Consider the following 22930-nt stretch of genomic DNA (forward strand, 5'->3'; position numbering starts at 1 on the left):
CGGTCAGACCTGCGCCATCTCGGCCAGCCGGCACATCGCGTTGACCTGCCGCAGCTGCTCCGGCGTCCGCACCGCGGCGTCGAGCAGCAGCGGGCTCATCACCACCACCGCCAGCGCCTTCGCCCGCGACACCGCCACGTTGAGCCGGTTGAGGTCGTAGAGGAACGACACCCCGCGCGGCGCCTCCTCGGCCGACGTCGACGTCGTCGAGTAGACGACCACCGGCGCCTCCTGCCCCTGGAACCGGTCGACCGTGCCCACCCGCGCGCCGTCGGGCAGCAGCGAGCGGATCAGCGCCACCTGGTTGTTGTACGGCGCGACGACCAGCACGTCCTCCGGCCCGATCGGCCGCTCCGCGCCCTCGGCGTCCACCCAGCCGACGCCCTGCAGCGACCGCCACACGGCGGCCACCTCGGCCGCCTCCTCCGCCGACGACGCCGCGCACGCCACCGTGTGCCGGACCTCCCGCACCGCCAGCCCCGAGCCGGACACCAGCCCGCCGGGCCGCACGGTGATCCGGTCGCGGCCTTCAGCCGACTCAAGCCGGCCCTCGTAGGCCAGGTCGGACACGAACGCGGTCAGCGCCGGGTGCATCCGGTAGGTCCGGTCGAGGAAGACGCCGCGACCGACCGGAACGGTCGGGTGGCCCTCGAGCAGGTGCTCCAGCGCCGACAGTCCCGACTCGCCGGGGTGCACCCCCTGCGTCGGCTGGGCCAGCTGCTGCGGGTCACCCAGCAGCACGAGGGAACGCGCCGCCCGCGCCACCGCCACCGCGTTGGCCAGCGAGAACTGCCCCGCCTCGTCCACGACGAGCACGTCCACGGCCTCGGCGAGGTCGGGCTGCGTCCAGAACCACGCCGTCCCGCCGACCAGCGACACGTCGCCGTCGACCAGCCGCGCGGCGACCTCCTTGCCGTCCTTCGACCACTCCACGCCCGGCGCGCCGCAGGCCTGCTTCTCCTCGCACTTCTGCAGCGCCGGCCGGCCGACGGCGGACAGCACGTTGCCGATGACGGCGTGCGAGATGGCGGTGACGCCGACCTTCCTGCCCGCGTCGAGCAGCTCCCGGATCAGCCGCGACGCCGCCCGGGTCTTGCCGCTGCCGGGCGGGCCCTGCACGGCGAGCACCTCGCCGTCGAGCCGCAGCCCGAGCCGGACGACGGCGTCGCCGGCCTCCTCCCCCGGCAGCCGCCGGCAGTCGGCGGGCACCCGCCGCTCGAGCAGCGCCTGCCCGAGGCAGTCGCGGCCGGCGAGCACGTCCTCGGCCGTGTCGGCGATGGCCGCCCGCATGCCCTTGTCGTCGATGGGCCCGCTCGGCCCGAGCCCGCGGGAGGCCACCGGCGGCTTCGCCGTCTTGACGACGACCCGGCCCGCGACGGCGTCGAGCGCGACGACGGTGCCCACGCTCACCCGCTGGTCGACGTCGACCGCGCTCGACCCGACCGAGAGCTTCGTGTCCTGCGGCGGGAACCGGTACTCGTAGAGCTTCGACCGCTTCTCCTGGCCCACCTCCACCGGCGCGGTCAGCCGGCCGAGCGCGGTGCCGTCCTCGACCAGGGCGGTGTCGTCGAGGTCGGCGCGGGCGAAGAACTCCCACCAGCCCGGCCGCGCCTCGCGGCGGTGCCACTGCACGAGGTCGCCGAGCAGGTCGGAGCCGACCGCCTGCAGCCGCTCGACCAGCGCGAGCTCCTCGACCTCGGCCTCCGACCGCGGCGCCGGGCCGGTCGCCTCGGGCAGCATTGGCCGCGGCTGGCCGCCGTAGAGCCGCTCCAGCTCCGCGCGCTGCTCCTCGAGCCAGTCGTGCAGCTCGCGGGTCGAGTCGACGTCGTCCTTGTTGTAGAGCTCGATCGCCTCCAGCCGCTTGGGGTCGCGGTCGGCGAGCCACTGCTCGTAGGCGATGACGCTGCCCATCGCGTCGGCGACGTCGCCGATGTGCTGCCGGCCGTAGAACGCCTCGACCTTCTTGATCGAGTACGAGCCCTTGCTGATCCGCATCGACTGCCTGACGACGGGATAGAGGTCGACGAACCGCTCGGCGCGCAGCAGCTGGTCGAGCTCGGCCTCGCGGACGCCGTAGCGGCCGGTGAGCCGCTTGAGCGCGCTGACCTCGTAGGCGGCGTAGTGGTAGACGTGCATGCCGGGGTCGGCGCGCCAGGCGTCGAGGACGAGGTCGACCAGGTCGCACACCATCTGCTTCTCGGCGACGGGATCGTGCGCCCACAGCGCGGTGAAGCCGCCGTCGCGGTCCCCGATCCCGGCGAGGTACTCCAGGCCCGCGCCGTCGGCGGAGTGCGGATCGCCCTCGAAGTCGAGGTAGAGGTCGCCGGAGCTGGGCGGGGGCAGCCGGAGCAGGCCGGTGGGTCCCGACGGCGGCAGCAGCGTGCGGCTCGGGACGCCGGTGCGCCGCTCGTCGAGCTGCTGGCGCGCCTGCTCCTGCAGCCGGGTGCGGGTGGCCGCGCCGATGCGGGCGGCCTGCAGCGTCTCCGGGTCGGCACCGGCGAGCTGCTCGAGGGTGGTGATGCCGGCGGCGCGCAGCGCCTCGCGGGTGTCGCGGCGCATCCCGGCGACGAGGGACAGGTCGTCGGCGGCGAGCAGCTCGGCGTCGCACCGCGGCTTCCACGTGCACTGGCTGCAGTAGCCGACCGGCACGGGCCCGGTCGGCGGCGGGTCGGCGAGGAAGGCGGTGAGGGTGGCGCGGGCGCGGCGGGCGTAGGCGGCGACGTCGACCAGCCGCCACGGGTTGCTGACGCCGTCGCCGGTGATCACGCAGACGCGGTCGGGCTGCTTCCCCTGGAGGACGGCGAGCCGATCGGCGTAGGTGGCCATCTGCAGCAGGGCGGGCACCTTGACGCGGCGGGCGAGCTTGGCGTCGGCGACCTCGTAGGACCAGTCGCCCAGATCCGACGGCGTGGCCACCTTGAGCAGGAAGTCGGCCGCGCCGCCCCAGACGCCGTCGAAGAACGACGCCTGGGAGATGACGTCGACGCCGGCGCGCATGGCCCGCAGGGTCATCGCCTCGGCCTCGCGGCGGCCGGCGACGTCGAGCCGCGGCGGGATGCGGACGACGCTGCGCCCCTCGGCCTCGAGCGCGTCGAGGTAGGCCAGCTCGTGCGCGGTGCCGAGGTCGGCGATGAGCGCGGCGTGGTCGTCGGGACCCTCGGCGAGCGGGCGGAGCCGGCCGTCGGCGACGGCGAGCTCGAGCGTCGTCACGTGCGGGCAGGCCTGGTGGCGGGTCAGGTCGGAAAGGCTCAGGACCAGGGAGCCGTCGGAGCGGTACATCGGGACGGGACGGTCTCACGTGCGCGCCGGAATCGGGTCGCTCCGCGCCGGTCCTCTGGTGCCTTTGTAGCGCTAATGGCACCCGGGGGGCGGCGGGACGACGACGCCGTCGGAGACTGGCGGGCGTGACACCGGGACTGCACCGCTCGCACCGGGTGGCCGGCGCGCTCGTCGGCTCGGCGGTGGGCGACGCGCTGGGAGCGCCGTTCGAGTTCGGCCCGCCCGGCGCGTTCTCCGCCCGCTTCCCCGGTCCTGCGCGCGGGTCGGCGACCGAGATGTGCGGCGGCGGGGCGCTCGGGTGGGAGCCGGGCGAGTTCACCGACGACACCGAGATGGCGCTGCTCGTGGCAGCCTCACTCGTCGAGCGCAGCGGGCTCGACGAGGGAGACCTGTTCGACCGGTTCGCGGCGTGGGCGGCGGCCGGCCCGCCCGACATCGGCGTGCAGACCCGCGCGGTGCTCGACTCGGGCCTGCCGTGGGACCGCGCGGCGGCCAACCACTTCGCCCGCACCGGACGGGCGGCGGGCAACGGCTCGCTCATGCGGACGACGCCGGCGGCCATCTGGTTCAGCCGGTTCGGCACCGCGGCCACCGCGGACGCGGCCCGGCGGATCTCAGCACTCACCCACGGCGACCCGGCGGCCGGCGAGGGCTGCGTCGTCCTCCACGAGCTGCTGCGGGTGACCCTCGGCGGCGGCGACCCGCTGGCCGCCGTCCCCACCGCGCTGTCGCTCGTCGCGCCCGAGCACCGGGACCGGTGGGCGACCGTGCTGGCCCCCGAGTGGGAGCCGGCCATGGCGACGGAGTCCAACGGTGCGGTGTGGCCGACGCTCGGTCAGGCGCTCTGGGCACTGCGGCACGGGCGGGACTTCGCCGAGGTGCTGCGGCTGGTGGTCGACCTCGGCGGGGACACCGACACGGTGGCGTGCGTGGCCGGCGGGCTGGCCGGCGCGGTGTACGGGATGGGCGGCATCCCGATGCGGTGGGCCTCGGTCGTGCACGGCCGGGTCCCGGGTCACGGCGACCGGGTGTGGCGGCTGCCGGAGCTGCTGCCGCTGGCCGCCGCGCTCGACGGCAAGGAGTTCTTCCAGGCCGAGACCGGGGTGATCCCGCAGATCGGCCCGGCGGAGGTGCTGCCGGGCATCTGGGCGGGCAACCTCGACGGCGCCCGCTACAGCGACGAGGACTTCGCCGTCATCAGCCTGTGCCGGCTCGCCGAGCCGTTCCCGCACACGCTGCACCGGACGGCCTACATCGCCGACAACAACCACAACGTCGACATCGACGTCGTGCTGGCCGACGTCCTCGACGACCTCGCCGCGCTGCACGCCCAGGGCCACCGCGTGCTCGTGCACTGCCACGGCGGCGCCTCCCGCACCGGGCTGGTGCTGCGCGGCTGGCTGGTGCGCGAGCGGGGGATGTCGGTGGAGGAGGCGACGGCGCACGTCGCCCAGCGGTGGCCGTACCTCGGGCTGTGGAACGACAGCTTCACCGCCGCGCTGCAGCGCCTGGCCGCCGCGCGGCGCTGAGAGACGTGCAATTCCGCGGAAGTGCACGCCAGACGACCTTGTTAGCGTCGCGACATGGCTGTCGACCCGCGTGGAGCCGACCTCAAGCGGTACCTGCAGGAGGACCCGGGCGGGCCGGTGGTGATGCTCAACCTGCTCCGGTTCGCCGAGGGCGGCCGCGAGTCCTACGACCGGTACGCCGCGGCGCTGTCGGAGACCTTCCTCCCCCGCTACGGCGGTGAGGTGCTCTGCGCCGGCGACGGCGGCACCCCGCTCGTGGCCGAGCAGGGCCAGGACTGGGATGCCGTGCTGCTCGTCCGGTATCCCTCCCGCGAGGCGTTCAGCCGCATGGTGGCCGATCCCGAGTACCAGCAGGTCACGCATCTCCGTACGGAGGCGCTGACCGAGGCGGTGCTGCAGGCGACCACGGCATGGGCACCTAGCTGACCCGCCGGGCAAGCGCCCACGATCAGTCGCAGGCGTCCGATCCGGCCCTGGGGCGGTCACGTGGAGACCGGTCACGCAGGACGACCTCGAGGCGCTGCACCACCTGGGCCAGCGGAGCGTGAGCGCCGACGGCGCCCCCCCTGCGGCTGGCAACAGTTGAGCGACCTGAACGACATCGGGATCGCCGACGTCAACGAGTGAGTCGGCCGGAGAGCTGCCCGTGCGGGCGTGTCAGCCGGCTTCATCGAGTCGATGTTGCAGAATTGATGCGCTAGCGCGTCATTTCTGCAGCGGAGGCAGCCGTGCTGACGGTCGACCAGGCGGCAACCCGTCTCGGCGTGAGCACACAGGAAGTACGCCGCCTCGTCCGGACCGGGACACTGCCGGCCGAGCGGGTGGGCCGCACCCTCGTCCTCACGGAGGACGCGGTCGACGAGCGCGCCCGGCTCACCGTGACGCCTGGCCGCGTCCTGTCCGCCCCGGTCGCCTGGGCGACGCTCTGGGAGCTGTCCGGTGAGGGTGCTCCCTGGGTGGACAGGGCAGCGAGTTCGCGGCTGCGAGGGCGGCTCCAGACCTCCGACGCCGAGCAGGTGGTCGCGGCCGTCCGCGAGCGCGCCGATCGGTGTGACATGCGCGTCCTGCCGGCCTACCGGGACCGGGTGCTGGCCGCTGAGGGAGTCCTCGCCTCCGGGATCACCGCGGCCGATGCCGTCGGGGCGGACGTCGTCGCCGCCGGCGCTCGTGCGGAGCTGTACTGCACGGCGCAGACGCTCGGCGCCCTCCGCCGCGAACTGGGTCTGTCCGACCGCGGGGAGCCGAACCTCCTCGTCCGCGTCCCCCGGTTCAGCGACCTGCCGCTGATCGGTCGGGACCGCATGCCGGCCGCCGTCGTGGCGGTCGACCTCGCCGAGTCGGCCGACGTCCGCACCCGACGTGCGGGACTGGACCTGCTGACCACGGCCCTGGCCGGCTTCCGCGGGTGAGTGTCCCGCAGGAGGTCGTGCTGCCACCGCTCACCGGCGCGCTCGACAGGTTGTGGGACCTCGTCCTCGACCTGGCCGGACGGCTGGACCCGTCGGGGTGGGTCCTCGTGGGGGGCCAGATGGTCATGCTGCACGGGCTGGCCGCCGGCCGGACGCCCACGCGGGCCAGTCAGGACGTCGACCTGCTCGCCGATCTCCTCACCGACCCTGCCGGCCTGAGCCGGTGCGTGCAGGCGGTGCGCCAACTCGACCTGGAGCCCCAACCGGACAGCTCCGGCAAGGTCTACCGCTTCCGTCGGGGAGCGGACGGTGCCGTCGTCGACGTCCTGGCTCCCGACCACTCCCCACCACGCTGGTCCCTGCGCACGGCGGCGGGGGGCGAGACGATCCGCGTCGAGGGTGGTCGCCAAGCGCTGGAACGGGCCGTCCGGCTGACCGTCGTCAGAGGAGCCAGGTCGGCGGTCGTACCGGTGCCGGACGTCCTCGGCGCCCTGGTGCTCAAGGCCGCCGCGTGGACGGCCGACAACCGTGACCGGGGACGGCACAGCGGCGACGCCGCGTTCCTGACCAGTCTCGTGTCCGACCCGCTCGCCGAACGCGCCCGCTTCGTCGGCAGTGACCGCAAGCGGCTCCGGCGCCTCGACGCCGTGCTCGGCGATCCCGACGCGGCCGAGTGGCGAGCGCTGGGCGACGCGGCCGGGGACGGCTTCACGACCTGGCGTCTCCTGCTCGGCTGAACAGGCCGACCGCGCGAGGCCGGCCACCGTCCGGCTGCCCTACGGTCGGCGCATGCGGAGGCCGCGCACGCAGGACGACCTGGCGGCGTTGCACCACCCGGGCCAGACGCCGGACGACAGCCGAGCGGTGGCGAGGCGGCTCGAGGCGTGGGCAGCGGAGGGGACGCGGGCCGGCGACGAGGTCAACGCCGCCGACCTGCTCGTCGCCGCCGGGGAGCAGCTCGTCCGGGTCGGCGACGCCCACGACGCCGTCCGCGTGCTCCGCCGCGCCGTCGGGACGGGTGAGCCCGTCGAGCCCGACGTGCGCTGCTACCTGCACCACGCCCTCCTCCAGGCCGGCGACGCCGACGCCGCCCGCGCGCTGGCCGAGGAGGTGCGCCGGGAGCGGCCGTCCGACGGGGACGTCTACCTCTTCATCGGCGAGGACTACGAGCTGCACGGCGACCTGCGCGAGGCCCACCGCTGGCTGACGATGGGCATCCGCAGGGCCCTGGGCGACGTCGAGGACACCGATGAGCTCCAGTCGCTCGAAGCGGCACGGGAGGCCGCTCACCTGCTGGTCGCCCGGCGGCGGGTCCGCCGGGAACTGGGCATGGCGCCCGACGACTGGGACGAGCTGGTCCCCGAGTTCCCGTCCCTCGACGACGATCCGTTGCGCTGACTCAGGCGGGGCCGACGACGACCTCGCGGATCCGAGCGGCCAACCCGGCGCAGCCCACCGGCGGCCCGGCCAGGCCTGGAGAGCGTGTGCGCCGACGCCGCACCACGGGACGTGTGAGGCAGCGTCGGCGCACACGCTTCAACCGCTCGCGGGCAGCGGACCCCAGGTCGCCGTCACGCCGGGACGCGGTTGCCCGGCCGCCGGGACGGCCGGATGGTGCGGGCGGCGGAGCGGGCCAGGCGGATGGGGCCGGTGTCCCACAGCGGCCGCCCCGGCTCCTCGACCGGCGGCGCGGGCCGCGGCGCCGGCGGACGGGCGGCCTCCTCGGCGTCGGCCTGCGCCTGGGCCATCGCGGCGAGGTGGCGGGTGCGGATGGCGGCCTTCTGCCGGTCGAGGCGCTCCTGCTCGGCCATGACCAGCAGCTCCTCCTTGGCCTCGGCCACCGTGCGCCGCGACTGCTGCTGCAGCTGCTCGATCTCCACGTCGCCGCCGTCGCGCAGCGCGGCCAGCCGGTCGTAGGCGGTCGGCGGGCCGAAGTTGAGCAGCACCTTCATCAGCACCGGCAGGATCTCCACGCACATGAACAGCAGCGACAGCATGAACTTCGCCGCGGCCAGCGTGGCGTTGCGGTCGCTGAGCCGGTCGAGGGCCTCCAGCCGCAGCAGGATGCCGCCGGAGCCCTCGTTGGTGGCGTCGAACGCGGCCTGCAGCCGGTCGAGCTCCGCCGTCAGCCGGTTCAGCTCGGCGGAGTCGGTGGCCAGCGCGGCGGCGGCGAGGTCGGCGCTGCGCGACTCGGCGTCCGCGGCGGCCGCGGTCGCGTCGTCGAGTTCCGCCCGCGCGGAGGCGACGACGGCGGCCTGCGCGTCGGCGGCGGCGCGGGCCTGCACGTACGCGGTGCCGGTACCGGCCTCGCCCGTGCCGCAGGTGCCGTCGAGCTCGCACTGGGCGCGCGCCTCGAGGTCGCGCTGGGTGGCCAGGGCGGCGTCGTAGGCCTGCTGCCGGGCGGTCAGCTCGGTCTGGACGGCGGCCAGCGCGGGGTCGGCCTGCCCGCCGGTGGCGACGACGTCCTGCTCCTGCGTCACCCGCTGCTGCAGCTCGTCGAGGCCCGCGAAGCGCGCGTCGGCCTCCAGCGACTGCCGGTACGCGTCGGCCGCCTCGGCCTGCATGACGGTGATCTCGGCGTCGATCTCCTTGTGGAACACCTGCAGCGTCAGCGGGGTGGCGACGACGACGCCGAGGACCAGCGCCAGCCCGACCCGCGGGACGGCGAGGGCGAGGTTGCGCTTGAGCGAGGCGTCGTGCGCCATGCCGACCAGCAGCATCCGGTCGAGGTTGACCACCACGGCGCCCCAGCCCAGGCCGAGCACCAGCGCGAACGGCCACCAGACGCCGAGGGCCATGTGCAGCGCGAAGGCCGCCGAGGCGACGGCGAGGCCGCCCGTGCTGAGCAGGACACCGCCGAGCGCGGCGAACCGCGGCCGCGCGCCCGGCGCCGCCTCGAGCAGGTCGGGCCGCGCGCCACCGAGGACCGCGAGGCGGTCCTGGAGCCGTCGTCGTCCAGCCATGCGGAAGCACTCCCCCGAGGCGACGGGGGTCTGACCGCCGCTCCCCTGCCCCATCGGCAGCCGGGCCGCGAGCCGGAACGTCGTCGTCACACCCGTCCCACGACGCAGGTCGGAACGGTCCGTTCCCGCTGGTCGACCTCAGCGATCCGGCGTCCGGAACCGGCAGCGCGGCCCAGATGCCCTGGTGAGTCTGCGGTCGAGGGTCCACAGGACGGCGTCCAGCTCCTCGGCCAGCGCGACGTAGGTGGCGTCGTAGGCGGTGACGGTGTGGTGCAACTCCCAGACGCGGTCGCCCAGCGGCTCGAAGGGGAAGACCGTCACGGGCAGCTGCACGAGGTCGCGGTGCGCGAGCGACGCGGCGTCCCGCCCGAGCCGGCCGGTGAGGACCGCGCGCCGGAGCACGTTCGACACCTCGACGTACAGGTGAGCCGGCGCCACGAGCATCTCCCCGCGCAGGCCGCTGCGGGCCCACGTCCCGTCCGTGCCGTCGTCCACCAGCGCGGCGACCACCACGGAGGAGTCGACGACGACCGTCACCTCCGGTCGTCGTCGCGGAGCTCGAGGATCTCCTTCGACGTCAGGCGGCTGCCCGTCGCCCGAACCCGGTGCTCGACGCGGTCCCAGAGGTCTACGGGGCTGGGCCGCCGGGCCAGCTCGTTCAACTGTGCGCGCACGTACTCCTGCAGCGACTGACCGACCCGAGCAGCTCGAGCGGCGAGTTCGTCCCGCGTCTCGTCCGGAACGTCACGGATGGTCATCGACACGGGCATGCATGCAGATTAGCAGCGGGGGCAGCACCGTGCTGGCAGTGGCTGGCGCTCTCTGGTGCTTCCATGACGGCATGACCGGCTCCGAGGAGGTCCCGCGCGTCGTCAGCGCCGACCGGGAGATCGCTGCGGGTGCTGCCCGCGTCTTCGAGTTGATCGCCGATCCGGCTCAGCAGCCGCGGTGGGACGGCAACGACAACCTCGCCGAGGCGGCCGGCGGGCAGCGGGTCCGGGCCGTCGGCGACGTCTTCACCATGACGCTCACCGGGGGCAACATCCGGGAGAACCACGTGGTCGAGTTCGAGGAGGGCCGGCGCATCGCGTGGCGGCCCGCGGAGCCGGGTCAGGCACCGCCGGGACATCTCTGGCGGTGGGAGCTCGAGCCGATCGACGCGGACCGGACCCTCGTCACGCACACCTACGACTGGTCGCAGCTGACCGACGAGCAGCGCCTGCCGCGGGCGCGGGCGACCACCGCCGACCGGCTGCAGGCCTCGCTCCACCGGCTGGCGGCCGTCGCCGAGCGCGCCTGACGCCGTCCCGGCCGGCACGGGCCCCGGACAGTCAGGACGGCGTCGGCAGAGCGATCAGTCCTCCGCCTCCGTGCAGAACATCCGGAAGAACGCCGCGTTCAGCGGAGCGATCGGGGTGTTCTCCCTGACCGTCTCCCCGAACGGCTCCTCGCCCCGGGCGGCACCCGCGATGACCGCTCCGTTCGCGGCGCAGCCACCCCCGCTCTGCGCCGGTGTGGTCGGCGGGGTCGTCTCCGGTGGCGCCGCGCTCGCCGCAACCGGCGCGGCCAGGACCAGCCCCACGGTGAGCACCGCTCCCGTCGACCACCTGCGAACGCCCATCCCGTCCCCCACTCGTCTCGATGCGCCCGGTTCCCGGAACGTAGGGCCGCGGCGCCGGCCGGAGTAGGGACCCAGGTCCCGATGGGAAGGCGGAGGGAGTCGTCAGGGAGTCGGCAGGGGGTCGGCAGGACGGCGTCAGCCGTGCGACGTGGTCGCCGCGCCGCGCTACGACACAGGCACGTCGTCCGCTACGACAGGCCGGAAGGTCCGGTCGGCGTAGGCGCCCACCGCCCGGGTGGCGACGACGTCGAACCCCCCGCCGATGACGCCGCCGACAACGGGGACGCCCTTCGCAAGCGTGAGCGCAGCCCGCTTCGTCCCGAACTTCGCGACCAGCGCGAACCCGGCACGCTTGTTGATCTCCCGGATCACCGTGACCGGGATCCGCTTGATCAGCGCCGTGCTCATCTTGGTCCCGACGGTCACGCCGGCCCTCTTGAGGACCTCGGTCCCAGCGTTGCCGAGCAGGCACAGCAGGACGGCCGACCGCATCTGCTCGCCGCCCAGGTCGTGCCCGTGGACGGCGGCGATCGACGCCGCCAAGTGGGCCTGGACGAGGTAGGAGGCCCCCACGTTGGCGGGCAGGGTGACGGGCAGCGTGACAAGACCACCGACGTTGGTCACGAAGCCCTGGGCGCCGGCCAGCGCGCAGTGGTTGCGAATGAGCGCACTCACGGCCTGCTCCGGCGTGCGGCCCTCGAGCGCCTCACGGGCGGACTCGGCCGCGGGCTTGAACGGGCCGAAGCCGTCGATGCCGGTCCGCAGCAGCCGCTCGACGAGCTCCTGCCCCGCCCTGGCCACGACCGACTGCTCGTCGAAGTCGTCGAGGTCGTCGTCGGCAGGGGGCTGCTCGCCCTTCCTGAGGACGCCGCGGACGCCGGCCCACGACGTCCACCTGGACCGTTCGTCCCTCGTGGCGACCGCGGTCGGACCCGGCCCGGTGTCCGGACCGGTCAGCTCGACGTCGACCGTGTAGGCGGCGTGGTCGCTCAGGTTCCTGCCGTCGGACCAGGTGAGGCGGTGCGTCTCCGCCGAGGCGACGGTGAAGTGCTCGCTGACGGCGAGGTGGTCGATCGAGCGCATGTGCCCGTTGCGGTGTTCGGCGTCCACGGTGAGCGCGACCAGCCCGAGCGACTCGAACGCCGACTGCAGCGCCGTCATGCCCTCCACCGTGCCCCCGTAGACCGGGCGTCGGAGCGCCTGGTTGAAGTCCCCGCCCCAGACGAGCGGCTCGTCCTCACGTCGCTCGGTGCGGATGCGCTCGACGTGGTGCTCCAGCACGGAGTGGAACTGCGCGATCTGGCCGTCCGGGAGGCCGTACCAGTACTGCTCCGCGCCTCTCCACGGCAGGACCGAGCAGGCGACCAGGACGTCCCGACCGTCGACCTGCACTCGGGCCAACACGAGACCCTCCTCGCCGGGGTGCTCGCTCTGGGACGGGAGCGTGGTCAGCGGCAGCGACGTCTCGACCCCGGCCCAGCGCTTCGGCGCGTCCGGGTCGAAGCTGCGCGGACGCGACACGGCGAAGGTCCCGCCACGCGGGTCCCAATCCCGGTGCACCTCCGTGAGCAGCCACAGGTCGGCCTTCAGCTCGTCGAGACGGGCGGCGACCTCCTGCCCCTTCTCTGACGTCGAACTGGGGCAGCGATCCAGGTTCCAGGTGCCGATGCGCACGGTGCTCCTCACGGACGGGTCGAGGTCCGGGACACCTTGACCCCTCGCAGTTCCGGAACAGTGGCACCACGCGAGAAGCGAGCGCTCGCACGTGCACCGTGAGGCCCGGGAGTCACGCCGTGCACCACCAGGTCGGTGCGGCGACGGTCCTCGGCAGGTGCAGGAAAAGCGGTCAACAGGGCTGACCGAGGAACGTGCAGCAGACGTACCCCGGGAGGCGGCCTTCCCGATCGGCTGAAGCCGGGCCCACGTGATCGGCAAGTCCATGGCAAGCCCCGCGGCCGAGGGTGCGGAGGACCCCACCGCCCAGGAGGCCCCGCACATGCGCCCGACCCGCTCCAGAGCCGCGCTGATCGGCTCCGCCGTCCTCGTGGCCGGCTGCTCGTCCACCGTCGCCGGCTCCGCGCAGCCGGCCGGCGCCGGGCCGTTCACCGAGATCACCGGCCGGCTCGACCTCGCCACCGTCGACGACACGCTCGATCTCTACGACGTCGCCGCCACCCCCGACGGCTCCTACGTCGGCCTGCTCACCGGCAACCTCGGCACCGCCAACCGGCAGGGCAGCGTCCTGGTCGAGCTGCTCCCGAGCGGCGGCGGCCTGACCGTCGGCCGGGTCACCGAGGGCGCCGCCTACGCCGGCGACGGGCTGGGCGGCGAGGTGTACGTCGCCGCCGACGGCACCGTGGTCGCGCTGGGCCCGGTCGTGTCGGCCGACGGCGCGGGCTTCGACCTCGCGGTCACCCTCCTCCCCGCGGGCGCCGAGCAGGTCGACGTCGCGCTCGTCGCCCCGGACCCCGACCTCGGCACGCCCGACGAGGGCACCGGCGTGCTGTCCGCCGACGGCACCACCCTCTACGCGAGCCTTCGCTGGGAGGTCGAGGTGGACCGGTACGTGAACCGGCTCGCCGCGATCGACGTCGCCACCGGTGAGCTGGTCGCCAGCGAGCAGGTGCAGGTGGAGACCGACGGCGTCGCGGTCGTGTACGAGCTGGCCCTGCGACCCGACGGCGGGGTGGTCGCGCTGGTGCAGAACACCCGCGACCGCACGGGCGCGGAGTCCGGCGCCCAGCTGGTCGAGTACGACGCCGACCTGCAGCCCGTCGGCGACCCGGTCGAGGTGCTGCCCGACGAGTCCTACGACCTCGGCGAGACCTTCGAGGTGCTCCCCGACGGCACCGCGGTGGTCGCGCTGCGGGTCGACGAGGACGGCGCCGACCACCGGCTGGTGACCGTGCGGGACGGCGAGGCGTTGGTCGGCACGGCCATCCCGGGGAAGGCATGGGACGTCGTCGTCGACGCCGCCGGACGACACGCCTACGTGAACCACACGCGGGAGGAGAACGGCGCCGCCGTCGCCACGGTCGACCTGACCACCGGCGAGGTGGTCGCCGACGTCGTCCTCTGCGACGGGCTCGGCACCGGCGCGGAGCTCGCGCTCGCCGCCGACGGCAGCAGCCTGGCCGCCCGCGCCGAGTGCCCGGGCGGCGCCGAGGCCGACCCGCTGTTCCTGCTCGGCTGATGCGCTGTATCTCGCTGCTCGTCGCCGCCCTCTTCGCCACCGGCTGCTGCTCCGCCGTCGCCGAGGAGGCCGCGCTCAGCGACCTGCTGGGGCGGGTCGACCTGGCGGGCCTCGCCGACGTCGCCGCGCTCCCCGACGGCTCGTTCGTCGCGCTGCTCACCGGCGACGACGGTGCGCTGGTGGCGCTCGTCCCCGGTGACAGCGGCCCCACCGCCGGCCGGGAGACCGGGATCGCTTCCTATGCCGACGGCGAGGTGCACGTCGCCGACGACGGCACGGTCGTCGCACTGGGCCCGGTCGTGTCGGGCGAGCGGCGCGACGTCGTCCTCATCGTCCTGCGGCCCGGCGCGGACCAGGCCGAGGTGGTCCCGGTCGCCGCCGACCCCGACCTCGGCACCCCGGACGACGCCACAGGCGTCCTCTTCCCCGACGGCCGCACGCTGTACGCGAGCCTCGCGTGGGACACCGCCGCCGGGAGCCGGCTCGCCACCGTCGACGTCGCCACGGGGACGGTCACCGCGAGCGCCGGGCTGCAGGTCGACGCGGTGCTGCCGCCGGTGGCCGACGGGCTGGCGCTGCGCCCGGACGGCGGGGTGGCCGCGCTGGTGCACGGCCGGGCCGACGGCGTCGCGCTGGCCGAGTACGACGCCGACCTGCGGCTGGTCGGCGAGCCGGTCGGGCTGGCCGACGACCTGCCGGAGGCCACCGGCACCGGCACCGCGCTGCAGGTGCTCGCCGACGGCACCGTGCTGGCCGCGGTCGCCCTCACCGGCGACCGCGGGGACGCGGAGCTGGTCACCGTGCGGGACGGCGAGGTGCTGGAGCGGTGGGCCGCGCCGGGTCACGCGGCCGGGATCGCCGTCGCTGCCGGCGAGCGGCTCGCGTACCTGTCCTACACGGGCAGGGAGCACGGGGCCGCCGTTGCCGCCGTCGACCTCGCCACCGGCGCCTTGGTCGCCGACGTCGTGCTGTGCGAGAGCCTGTTGGGCAGCGCCGCGGACCTCGCGCTGGCTCCCGACGCGAACTCGCTGGTGGCGGGCGCCGACTGCGCCGGCGAGGGGACCGCGCTGTACCTGCTCGACTGAGATCCCGGTGCCCCGGCCGCAAGGGTAGCCGACACGATTCGGGACATTAGGTGGCTGAGGCCGACGTATTCGTCCATCCGCCTCGCCGAGCCATCTTTGCGATGTTTTCGCGAGACGAATCCAACCCCGGCACGGCTACATGGCGAATCGCAGGGTCGAGCTTGACGGCTGCTGACGTCATTGAGCCGTAGCCGAGATGTGGCGCTTAGAGATGGAGACGACGATCCACGCGACGATCAGCGCCGGCAACACGGCGAGGATCAGATAAGCCGTGAGGGTTGCGAAGATCGCCGCCACACCTCGCCAGGCCCCAGGCTGCGAGAAGCCGACAGAACCCCAGAAGATGGCCATGAATAACAAGATGTAGTAGACGTAGCGGAGGATACGAGTCGCTGGCGTGACTCTTACATGGCGGAGCAATACGCGTGATACGGCAGTCCTGAGCGACACGGAACGCTGCCGCTCGGGGCCAACTGCGAGCATCCGCTCGTATGCTTGATCCAGATCACGACGGGCCTTATCTGCCACACCCTCGGGTACCTGGGATGAAGGAGTTAAGGAAGCCTGCGCCTTGATCCAGATGTCAATGATCTCCATCTCGGTCTTCACCCGACTCAGGAGCCGTTGCTGGTACTCCTCCGCGCTACGTCTCTGTCGAGATTCCCTCCACCACGCGCCCCCCACAGTGATGACAGCGGCCAATACTGGCGCCGCGAGGCTCAGAACTCCCCTGTTCACCCTGTTCCCCATCAGGTGTCGAACTGGCTCTGCTTCATCCAGCGTCCTCCTGTGGACGCGACCTTGGCCAACAGCACGGAGCCGCCGCATCGGCTTCGGCGCCACGACGCACCGCAGCACTACGGTCTAAGGAGCAAGGGGCAGAGCGGCTGGGTCTGCTGCGCACGGATCGGAGCGGCGAGGTGATCCGCAAGGGGCTCGCAAGCGCGGCCGCGCAGGGTGCTTCCGTCGATCCCCGCACCCCAGGAGCTCCGCCCCATGCGCCCGTCCCGGCTCCGCGCCGCCCTGCTCGGTTCCGCCGTCCTCGCGGCCGGATGCTCGTCCGCCGCCGTCGCCGGTCCGGCCTCGCCCGCCGACGCCGGACCGCTCACCGACGAGGTGGGGCGGGTGCAGGTCGACGCCGCGGTGGAGCGCGACGTGCGCCTCGCCGACATCGCCGCCATGCCCGACGGCGGCTTCGTCGCCCTGCTCACCGGTGACCTGGGCGCCCCGCCACGCAGCGTGCTCGTCGAGCTCGTCCCCGGCGACGACGGCCTGACCGTGGGCCGCACCGTCCAGGGCGCCCCGTTCGCCGACCTCGGCGAGGTGCACGTGGCGCCCGACGGCACCGTGGTCGCGCTGGCTCCCGTGCTGCCCGAGCGCGGGGACGCCGGCAGCGGCGACGGCGGCCGGGAGCAGGACCTCGCCCTCGCGGTGCTCGCGCCGGGCGCCGACCGGCCGGGGGTGGTGCGCGTCGCGGCCGACGCCGAGCTGGGCACGCCCGACACCGGCAGCGGGGTCCTCTCCCCCGACGGCGCGACGCTGTCCGCCAGCCTGCAGTGGTACGTCGACGGGGACACCGTCAACCGGCTGGCGACCGTCGACGTCGCCACCGGAGAGGTGCTCGCGTCCGCCGAGCTGCAGGTGCCGACGCCGGGGCAGACTGTGGCGCGGGACGTCGCGCTGCGCCCGGACGGCGGGCTGGCGGCGCTGGTGAGCGTCGACCGCGACGCCGAGGGCACCGTGGACGGCGTCGTGCTGGCGACGTACGACGCGGACCTGCGGCCGGTCGGCGCGCCGGTGGAGCTGGTCGAGCAGCAGGACAGCACCGGCTACGCGCTACAGGTGCTGTCCGACGGGGCCGTGCTCGTCTCGGTGCTCGCCGGCGACCGGGAGACGGGGTCGGCGCAGCTGGTGACGGTGCGGGACGGCGCCGTGGCGGACTCGGCCTCGCTGCCCGGGCCGGGGATCGACCTGGTGGTCGGGCCCGGCGAGGAGCACGCGTACGTGCAGCACGGCTCGCCGGAGGACGGGGTGGCCCTGTCGACCGTGGACCTCGCCACCGGCGAGACGGTGGCGGAGGTGCCGCTGTGCGACGACGGGATCCCCGCGCCGGTCGCGCTGACCGCCGACGGCAGCGCGCTGGCGGCCGGCGTCGCGTGCCTGGACGGGCGGGAGTACCAGGACCTGGCCGTCCTGCTCGGCTGAGCCGCCCGGTCGCCGGGTCGCCTCCCGCGGGCGCAGGATCGGGCATGGGCTCCACCGGTGACCGCCCGATCCTGCTGCTCGACGTCGACGGTGTGCTCAACACGCCCCGCCGGGAGCTGCCCGAGGGGTGGCGGCGGGGCACGTTCAACGGGTTCGTGCTGTCGTGGGACCCGACGGTGACGGCGCGGCTGCGGGAGCTGCACGAGTCGGGCCGGGTGGAGATCCAGTGGCTGACCACCTGGACCACCGACGCCGACCGCCTGCTGGCCGAGCCGATGGGCCTGCCGCGGGGGCTGCGCACCCACGCCCGCGCCGACGCCGCGCCGACCGGGTTCCTCGGCGTGTTCGGCGGGGCGTCGGGCTGGTGGAAGCTGACCGTCGCCCAGGAGGTGGCCGCGGCCGAGCCGGACCGGCGGATCGTGTGGATCGACGACGACCTCGCCGAGCAGGCCGCCGACACCGGCGACTGGCTGGCCGCGAACCCGCACGTGCTGGTGGTCGCGCCGGACCTCTACGTCGGCCTCACCCACGAGCAGCTGGACGAGATCGAGGCGTGGCTGTAGCGACCGAGCAGTCGCGCGCGGACCCGGTCAGCCGCAGGTGAGGCCGGCGCCGCCGACGAGCTGGACGACGACCTTCCGGTTCTGCGCGGCGTGTTCCTCGACCAGGTCCCCGTTGGCGTCGCGGTCCTCGACGTACTCCGGGAAGTCGCTGCCGAGACCGACGGCGGCCATCGCGTCCTGCTGGGCTCCGAGCTCCGCGAGGAGTGACCGCACGGCCTCGGCGCGGCTCTGGCTGAGCGCGACCTGCCCGCCCATGTCTCCGACATCCGCCGTCGTGCCCGTGAGCACCGCCGAGACGCCGGGCGTGCCGAGCTGCCGCGCGAGCGGGGCGAGGACCCCGACGGCCGCGTCCCGGTCGAGGAACTCCGCGCTGTCGGCCGCGAAGCGGACGTCGTTGCTGGTGAGCGTGACGGTGCAGGTCCGTGCGTCGGCCACCTCCACCGGCGTGACCACGGGGAGCACACCGACCGGCGGCTGGGTCAGCGGGGACTCCTCCACGACGACGTCATCAGCCCCGGCAGCCCGGACGATGGCGGTCCACACGTCTGCCAGCTGCGTCCGCTGAGGCCGGTCGAGCGGAGCCTGCGGCGCGAAGGTGTCCCCGATCCCCTGGAGCACGACCGTGACTCCCTCGAGGTCCGGTAGGTGGCCGGCCGTCTTCAGGTCAGCAGCCATCGCATCAGGATCGGCGTCGAGCAGACCTGGCTCTCGGAGATCCAAGGCTCCTGCCGTGGACAGGCCTGAGTCGATGACGACGACCGTGTGCTGACCGGACGCCGACGAGATGCTCCGAAGGGCCATGTCGATGGCGGCGAGGAGGTCGGTCTCCTCGTCGTCGGCCCGCGCCGACGTGAGTCCGTCGACCACGAACCGTCGGTTCTCCGCGCGGCTGGCCCCCTGAGCATGGCCGTTCGCTCCCTCAGCGACCAGCTGCATGGTCCCGAGCAGGGACGGCTCACCGTCGGCCACCACGATCGAGACCAGCGACTGGTCCTCGACCGCGGTGTCGAGCGCCTCGAGCGCCCGGCCGTCCAGGTGCGGGGCCGGCATGTTGCTGCGGGCACCGACCACGAAGGCGACGCCACCGGTCGGGTCGGGGCCGTCGTCCCCACCGCAGGCGGCCAGGCCGACGACGAGGGAGAGCGAGGCGGCGACCGTCAGCAGGCGGCGCACAGGGCGGGACGTCGACACGTGCGGTTCTTCCGTTCTGGATGTGCGAGCAGCGTTCAGGACGTGACGGCGCGACCGGTGACGAGACCCGTCGTCGCCTCGGGCAGGCCGAGGTGGGCCGCCACCTCGACGCGCACCAGCTCCTTGAGCTCGTCGATCTCGGCGTCGAGGCGGACGAGCTCGGCGCGGGTCCGCTCCGCGGCCCGCTCGGCGTCACCGCGGGCAAGCTCGAGCTTCTGCCGGGCGTCGTTGACGGCCCGCGTCTCGACGGCGACGTCCCGGCGCTGCTTCGGCAGTCGCTTGCGCAGGGCGAGGTAGGTCTTCATCCGCGGGTGGTGCTCGGAGAAGCCGGCGTAGTAGGCCAGCAGCCCGGAGGCGAGGAACAGCCCGGCCAGCAGCACGGCCGACAGCAGCGGGTCCGTGCCGGTGGTCGTGGTCGCGGCGTCGCCGAAGCCGGAGGTGGTGGCGCCGGCGTCCTCCGACTCGAGCCGGAAGAAGAAGGCGACGCTGCCGAGCGCCACCCAGCCGACCGTCATGAGCGCGATGGCCACCCGGCCGATGCCCCCGCGGGCCTCGCGGAGGTCCTTCACCGCCCGGCCGATGCCGTGCATCAGGCCGACCGACGCGGCGGCGAACGCGGCGGTCAGCGCACCGATGATCAGCTCGCCGGCCTCGCGGTAGGCGGTGGCGAGCACGATGTAGAAGGTGGCCAGGTCACCGGCCGCGGCGAGCAGCAGCAGGACGATGACGATCGCGCTGTGCCAGGGCCGCCGCACCAGGCCCTCGAGCGGGTCCAGGGTGGGCCGCGGGCGGCGGCGTCGCTCGCGGGACTCGACCGGCGCGCGCTCGGCCGGCTCGAGGAGCTGCGCCTCGAGGATGCCGATCATGCGCTCGGTGTGCTCGACCTCCGCCTGCGCGGACTCCAGCCGCTGGTCGGCGACGAGAACCTCGGCCTCGAGGCGGGCGATGTCGCGCTGTGCGGCGGCCGCGGCCTGCGTGCGCTCGGCCTCGGCGACGGCGCGCCGGGTGCGGCGGGTGCCCTCCAGCCAGGCGTCGAGGACGTCCCCGTTGGCGGCGTCGAGCGAGCCGGCGGAGGCGAGCTGGGCCACCCGGCCCCGGACGTCCTCGCGCACGTCGGAACGCGCGGCCGGCGGCCAGGCGACGTCGATGGTGACGGCGGGCTGCCCGTGCTGCGGGGAACGGGACCACGGACGGCTCACGCGAGGACTCCCTGGGGTTCGTGGGTCGGCAAGGACGGGTCCCCCGCGGCCCAGGCCGGCGGCCGGGCGAGGTCGGTGCTCCACCGGCGCACCAGCTCGTCGCGCTCCGCGTGCCGACGGATGAGGGCCCGGCGGTAGACGGCGGCCTGGCGGTTGGTGAACTCGCTGAGCCGGACGACGCGGGACCGGGCGACGTCGGCCTTGCTCCGCAGGCGGGCCTTCAGGTCGGCCTGGTCGGCCAGCGCCGCGTCGAGCTGCGCCTGCAGGTCGGCGTGCGCAGCGCGCGCCCGGTCGAGCTGGCGGCGGTGCGCGACGGCCCGGCGCTCCCGGGTGGCCGCCGGGGACATCGCGTCCTCGTTGGGGTAGCGCATCGCCAGCCACTGCTCGCTCGGCGGCTGGGCGCAGCGCTCGACCTCGGCGGCCTGGCGCACCAGGGCGCTGGTGAGGGCGGACAGCTGCGCCTCGACCTGACCGGAGCGGACGACGAGGTCGTCGACGTCGGCGAGGTACCGGGTGCGCTCCCGCTCGCAGGCGTCGCCGAACTCGGCGACGAGCTCGTGCAGGACCGGGGTGCTGGCGGCGTCGAGGCCCACCGGGAGGCCGGCGCGGCGGTCGGTGCGGGCGTACCAGCGCAGCCGGAGCTGGCGCCGCCACGGGATGCGCAGGGTGCGGTAACCGAGGTCGACCTGATCGGTGATGAGCCCGGCCACGCTCGCTCCTGTCCCAGGCGCACCGCCCGCAGTTGGATGACACGAGGGGTGCTCGTGGGTGACGGCTCCCCTGGTCGCCGGACGCGCCGTGACACACGACGGGGACGGACGACGACCGGAACGTATTCGTGTCGTAAACCCGCGGACCCTCGTCGACGCTTGCCGTCATCCCAAGTAGGGAGGGCCGATCGGTGCCGGCCGGTCCGCGTGGCGGACGACGGCGGTCGGAGCACCGGCCGGGAAGTAGGCCGCGCGCCGGCGCTCGAGTCGACGGAGCTCCCAGTCCCACAGCACGCGCGCCGCCTTGCGCGTGTTGTGCCGCGGGCACAGGGCCTGTCCGTTGGCGACGCTGGTCGACCCGCCCCGGCTGTGCGGGTGCACGTGATCGGCCTGCAGGTCCTCCGTCGCCCCGCACCGGCCGCCGAGCCAGGAGTGGTGCTCGCAGCGGTGACCGGCACGCCGGAGGATCAGCCGCTTGTCAGCGCGCAGGAAGCACCGCTGCGGGTCGCGACGGCTCCGCCCGTGGAGGAGGCCCGGGATCCTCCGGACGACGGCGTGCACGAGCAGCAGGCCCACCAGCGCACCGAGCCACGGCTCCGCCGCGGCCTGCTCCAGGATGCCGTCCATCAGGCCACCGAAGACGTCGCCGGCTAGCTCGACCCCAGATCCCAGGTTAAGGAGCTCCGTCACCCTCCTGCCGTCGATGCCGGGCCCAGGAACCTTGAGCGCGGCGTCGCAGGTTCACCCGTGTGGTGCACGGGCTGCTCGTGCCCTGAGCCCGCAAGGTCGCCACCCCCGCGGTTCGCGGCGTCGCGCTCAGGACGGGAGGCGCTGCTCGAGCCAGTCGACGACCGAGCCCGGCGGAGGTACGGGCAGAGCTCCGCGGAGGCGCAATGTGTACATGGAGAGAGCGAGGTCCAGCAGGGGTTCCCTGTACCGGTTGGTCAATGCGTCGACAACCGAGTAGGTGTCCGCGTCCTCCCCCACCCCTCGCGGCCATCGCAGGTCAGCGCGCCGCAGCACCTCGTGCAATGGCGGCACAGGATCGGCACACGAGGCCTCGAGCGCCGCGCGGGCGAGCACCGCTGCATCGCCTCGGGGGAGGCGGGCGCCGTCGCGCTCGAGTGTCCGGACGAGCTGGTCAGCTGCCTGCCGTCGCCCCAGGACGCCGGTCGACACGGCCTCCATCGCGTCCGACGCGGCTGCGAGGACTGCGGTGTCGAAGATCCTGGCGCCCAGTCGGTATGCCGCTGTGATCGGCGCCAGCCCGGTCTCGCACCCGGTGTCGATGCGAGATTTCAGCCAGTCCCCTATCGGACTGTTCGAGTCCCGTGCTGCCGCGTACCCCGCCCAGGCCATGCTCGTCTGCAGGTTCACCAGGCGGCACGCCATCAGAAGAGCGATTGGTGTCGCACCTCCACCTCGCAGGAACGACAGACGGTCGAGGTCGACGACGGGGCTCATCATCGGCTCTACAGCGGGATCGACGACGTCGCCGGTGAGGTGGTCGACCACCTTGAGCCCTGCGGCGGCGTAACGAGCCCATCCGTGCACCGACGTCGGCACGGCATTGAGGACACTGTGCTCGGCGTCAGTGACCAGGCAGGTGACTGCGGTGCTGAGGATCAGGGGAACGAGTACCGGGTCACCTACAGCGCACAGGTCCGCAACGACGGCCTGGCGCGGGCGGACGTGCTCGTGGACCACGGGAACCGGCACGGCGGTGTCGGCCACTGCGACGGTCCGATAGCGCAGCCCGAACTTGCCGCTTCGCGCTTCCGTGTACTTGTAGAGCGCGATCCTCAGCATCTCGTTGCGGTGGGTCACGAGCAGGTCCGGGGCCGCGAGGAGCGCCTGGACCAGCCTGACGGCCGAGAGCTCGCGATCGTCCGCGTCCGGCCGCTCCGAGTAGGGGCGAGTGACGGCGAGCGACGTGTTCAGCGGCAAGTCAGCCTCACCTCGAGTCGTGGCGTGCAATGGGGC

22 protein-coding genes are annotated in these 22930 nt (G+C 74.0%); 10 read left to right on the plus strand and 12 right to left on the minus strand.

Annotated elements, in window-relative coordinates:
• Nucleotides 1–3: 3 nt before the first annotated feature.
• Nucleotides 4–3279 carry a TM0106 family RecB-like putative nuclease gene (locus CHC04_RS12285; RefSeq protein WP_089404218.1) on the minus strand — a complete coding sequence of 1092 codons (3276 nt, stop codon included), beginning with the start codon at nt 3277–3279 and terminating at the stop codon, nt 4–6.
• Nucleotides 3280–3404: 125 nt separating this feature from the next.
• Here CHC04_RS12285 and CHC04_RS12290 point away from each other — a divergent pair, with 125 nt between their 5' ends.
• The 5 genes from CHC04_RS12290 (at nt 3405) to CHC04_RS12310 (ending at nt 7615) form a co-directional block, all read left to right on the plus strand.
• Complete coding sequence (locus CHC04_RS12290; RefSeq protein WP_089404219.1) at nt 3405–4808, plus strand: ADP-ribosylglycohydrolase family protein; 1404 nt, start codon at nt 3405–3407, stop codon at nt 4806–4808.
• Between the two features lie 54 nt (nt 4809–4862).
• On the plus strand, nt 4863–5234 hold the full coding sequence (locus CHC04_RS12295; protein ID WP_089404220.1) for a DUF1330 domain-containing protein: 372 nt from the start codon (nt 4863–4865) through the stop codon (nt 5232–5234).
• Between the two features lie 302 nt (nt 5235–5536).
• Nucleotides 5537–6217, plus strand: a complete 681-nt coding sequence (locus CHC04_RS24565; RefSeq protein WP_281252229.1) for a helix-turn-helix domain-containing protein — start codon at nt 5537–5539, stop codon at nt 6215–6217.
• Complete coding sequence (locus tag CHC04_RS12305; protein ID WP_141233779.1) at nt 6214–6954, plus strand: hypothetical protein; 741 nt, start codon at nt 6214–6216, stop codon at nt 6952–6954. The genes CHC04_RS24565 and CHC04_RS12305 overlap by 4 nt, the downstream gene beginning before the upstream one ends.
• 52 nt (nt 6955–7006) lie before the next feature.
• Complete coding sequence (locus CHC04_RS12310; protein ID WP_089404223.1) at nt 7007–7615, plus strand: tetratricopeptide repeat protein; 609 nt, start codon at nt 7007–7009, stop codon at nt 7613–7615.
• A 173-nt stretch (nt 7616–7788) separates the two neighbouring features.
• Here the strand turns inward: CHC04_RS12310 and CHC04_RS12315 are convergent, their stop codons facing one another.
• The 3 genes from CHC04_RS12315 to CHC04_RS12325 form a co-directional block, all read right to left on the minus strand.
• A complete protein-coding gene (locus CHC04_RS12315) occupies nt 7789–9180 on the minus strand; it encodes a DUF4407 domain-containing protein (RefSeq protein ID WP_089404416.1) in 1392 nt (463 codons plus the stop codon).
• Nucleotides 9181–9318: 138 nt separating this feature from the next.
• Nucleotides 9319–9717, minus strand: a complete 399-nt coding sequence (locus CHC04_RS12320; RefSeq protein ID WP_089404224.1) for a type II toxin-antitoxin system VapC family toxin — start codon at nt 9715–9717, stop codon at nt 9319–9321.
• Complete coding sequence (locus CHC04_RS12325; protein WP_089404225.1) at nt 9714–9950, minus strand: FitA-like ribbon-helix-helix domain-containing protein; 237 nt, start codon at nt 9948–9950, stop codon at nt 9714–9716. Before CHC04_RS12325 ends, CHC04_RS12320 begins: the two co-directional genes overlap by 4 nt.
• A gap of 71 nt (nt 9951–10021) precedes the next feature.
• On the opposite strand from CHC04_RS12325, the gene CHC04_RS12330 reads away from it, so the two are divergent.
• Nucleotides 10022–10480, plus strand: coding sequence for an SRPBCC family protein (locus CHC04_RS12330; protein ID WP_089404226.1), 459 nt, complete (start codon nt 10022–10024; stop codon nt 10478–10480).
• A 54-nt stretch (nt 10481–10534) separates the two neighbouring features.
• Here CHC04_RS12330 and CHC04_RS12335 read toward each other — a convergent pair whose 3' ends face one another.
• Entirely contained in the window at nt 10535–10801 is a 267-nt protein-coding gene (locus CHC04_RS12335; RefSeq protein WP_141233780.1) for a hypothetical protein, read from the minus strand.
• 165 nt (nt 10802–10966) lie between these two features.
• Nucleotides 10967–12475: an endonuclease/exonuclease/phosphatase family protein gene (locus CHC04_RS24570; RefSeq protein ID WP_217897331.1), complete on the minus strand. Its 1509-nt coding sequence runs from the start codon at nt 12473–12475 to the stop codon at nt 10967–10969.
• Nucleotides 12476–12797: 322 nt separating this feature from the next.
• Between CHC04_RS24570 and CHC04_RS24155 the strand changes: the two genes are divergently transcribed.
• On the plus strand, nt 12798–13994 hold the full coding sequence (locus CHC04_RS24155) for a hypothetical protein (protein WP_217897332.1): 1197 nt from the start codon (nt 12798–12800) through the stop codon (nt 13992–13994).
• Entirely contained in the window at nt 13994–15079 is a 1086-nt protein-coding gene (locus tag CHC04_RS12350; RefSeq protein WP_089404229.1) for a hypothetical protein, read from the plus strand. Before CHC04_RS24155 ends, CHC04_RS12350 begins: the two co-directional genes overlap by 1 nt.
• 177 nt (nt 15080–15256) lie before the next feature.
• Here the strand turns inward: CHC04_RS12350 and CHC04_RS12355 are convergent, their stop codons facing one another.
• Nucleotides 15257–15688 carry a hypothetical protein gene (locus CHC04_RS12355; protein ID WP_089404230.1) on the minus strand — a complete coding sequence of 144 codons (432 nt, stop codon included), beginning with the start codon at nt 15686–15688 and terminating at the stop codon, nt 15257–15259.
• Nucleotides 15689–16075: 387 nt separating this feature from the next.
• Here CHC04_RS12355 and CHC04_RS12360 point away from each other — a divergent pair, with 387 nt between their 5' ends.
• Both CHC04_RS12360 and CHC04_RS12365 read left to right on the plus strand, forming a co-directional pair.
• Nucleotides 16076–17284 (plus strand): hypothetical protein, encoded by a 1209-nt coding sequence (locus tag CHC04_RS12360; RefSeq protein WP_089404231.1) that lies wholly within the window; start codon nt 16076–16078, stop codon nt 17282–17284.
• Between the two features lie 44 nt (nt 17285–17328).
• Complete coding sequence (locus CHC04_RS12365; RefSeq protein WP_089404232.1) at nt 17329–17847, plus strand: HAD domain-containing protein; 519 nt, start codon at nt 17329–17331, stop codon at nt 17845–17847.
• Nucleotides 17848–17874: 27 nt separating this feature from the next.
• Here CHC04_RS12365 and CHC04_RS12370 read toward each other — a convergent pair whose 3' ends face one another.
• The 5 genes from CHC04_RS12370 to CHC04_RS12390 all read right to left on the minus strand — a co-directional run bounded on the left by CHC04_RS12370 (nt 17875) and on the right by CHC04_RS12390 (nt 22894).
• Nucleotides 17875–19020 (minus strand): OmpA family protein, encoded by a 1146-nt coding sequence (locus CHC04_RS12370; protein ID WP_089404233.1) that lies wholly within the window; start codon nt 19018–19020, stop codon nt 17875–17877.
• A gap of 53 nt (nt 19021–19073) precedes the next feature.
• Nucleotides 19074–20237 (minus strand): hypothetical protein, encoded by a 1164-nt coding sequence (locus CHC04_RS12375; protein WP_089404234.1) that lies wholly within the window; start codon nt 20235–20237, stop codon nt 19074–19076.
• Nucleotides 20234–20947, minus strand: coding sequence for a hypothetical protein (locus CHC04_RS12380; RefSeq protein WP_089404235.1), 714 nt, complete (start codon nt 20945–20947; stop codon nt 20234–20236). Before CHC04_RS12380 ends, CHC04_RS12375 begins: the two co-directional genes overlap by 4 nt.
• A 165-nt stretch (nt 20948–21112) precedes the next feature.
• Nucleotides 21113–21574: an HNH endonuclease gene (locus tag CHC04_RS12385; protein ID WP_141233782.1), complete on the minus strand. Its 462-nt coding sequence runs from the start codon at nt 21572–21574 to the stop codon at nt 21113–21115.
• Nucleotides 21575–21763: 189 nt separating this feature from the next.
• A complete protein-coding gene (locus tag CHC04_RS12390) occupies nt 21764–22894 on the minus strand; it encodes a hypothetical protein (RefSeq protein ID WP_089404237.1) in 1131 nt (376 codons plus the stop codon).
• Nucleotides 22895–22930: the final 36 nt, after the last annotated feature.

This window comes from Geodermatophilus saharensis, assembly GCF_900188205.1.
Classification (GTDB): Bacteria; Actinomycetota; Actinomycetes; order Mycobacteriales; family Geodermatophilaceae; genus Geodermatophilus; species Geodermatophilus saharensis.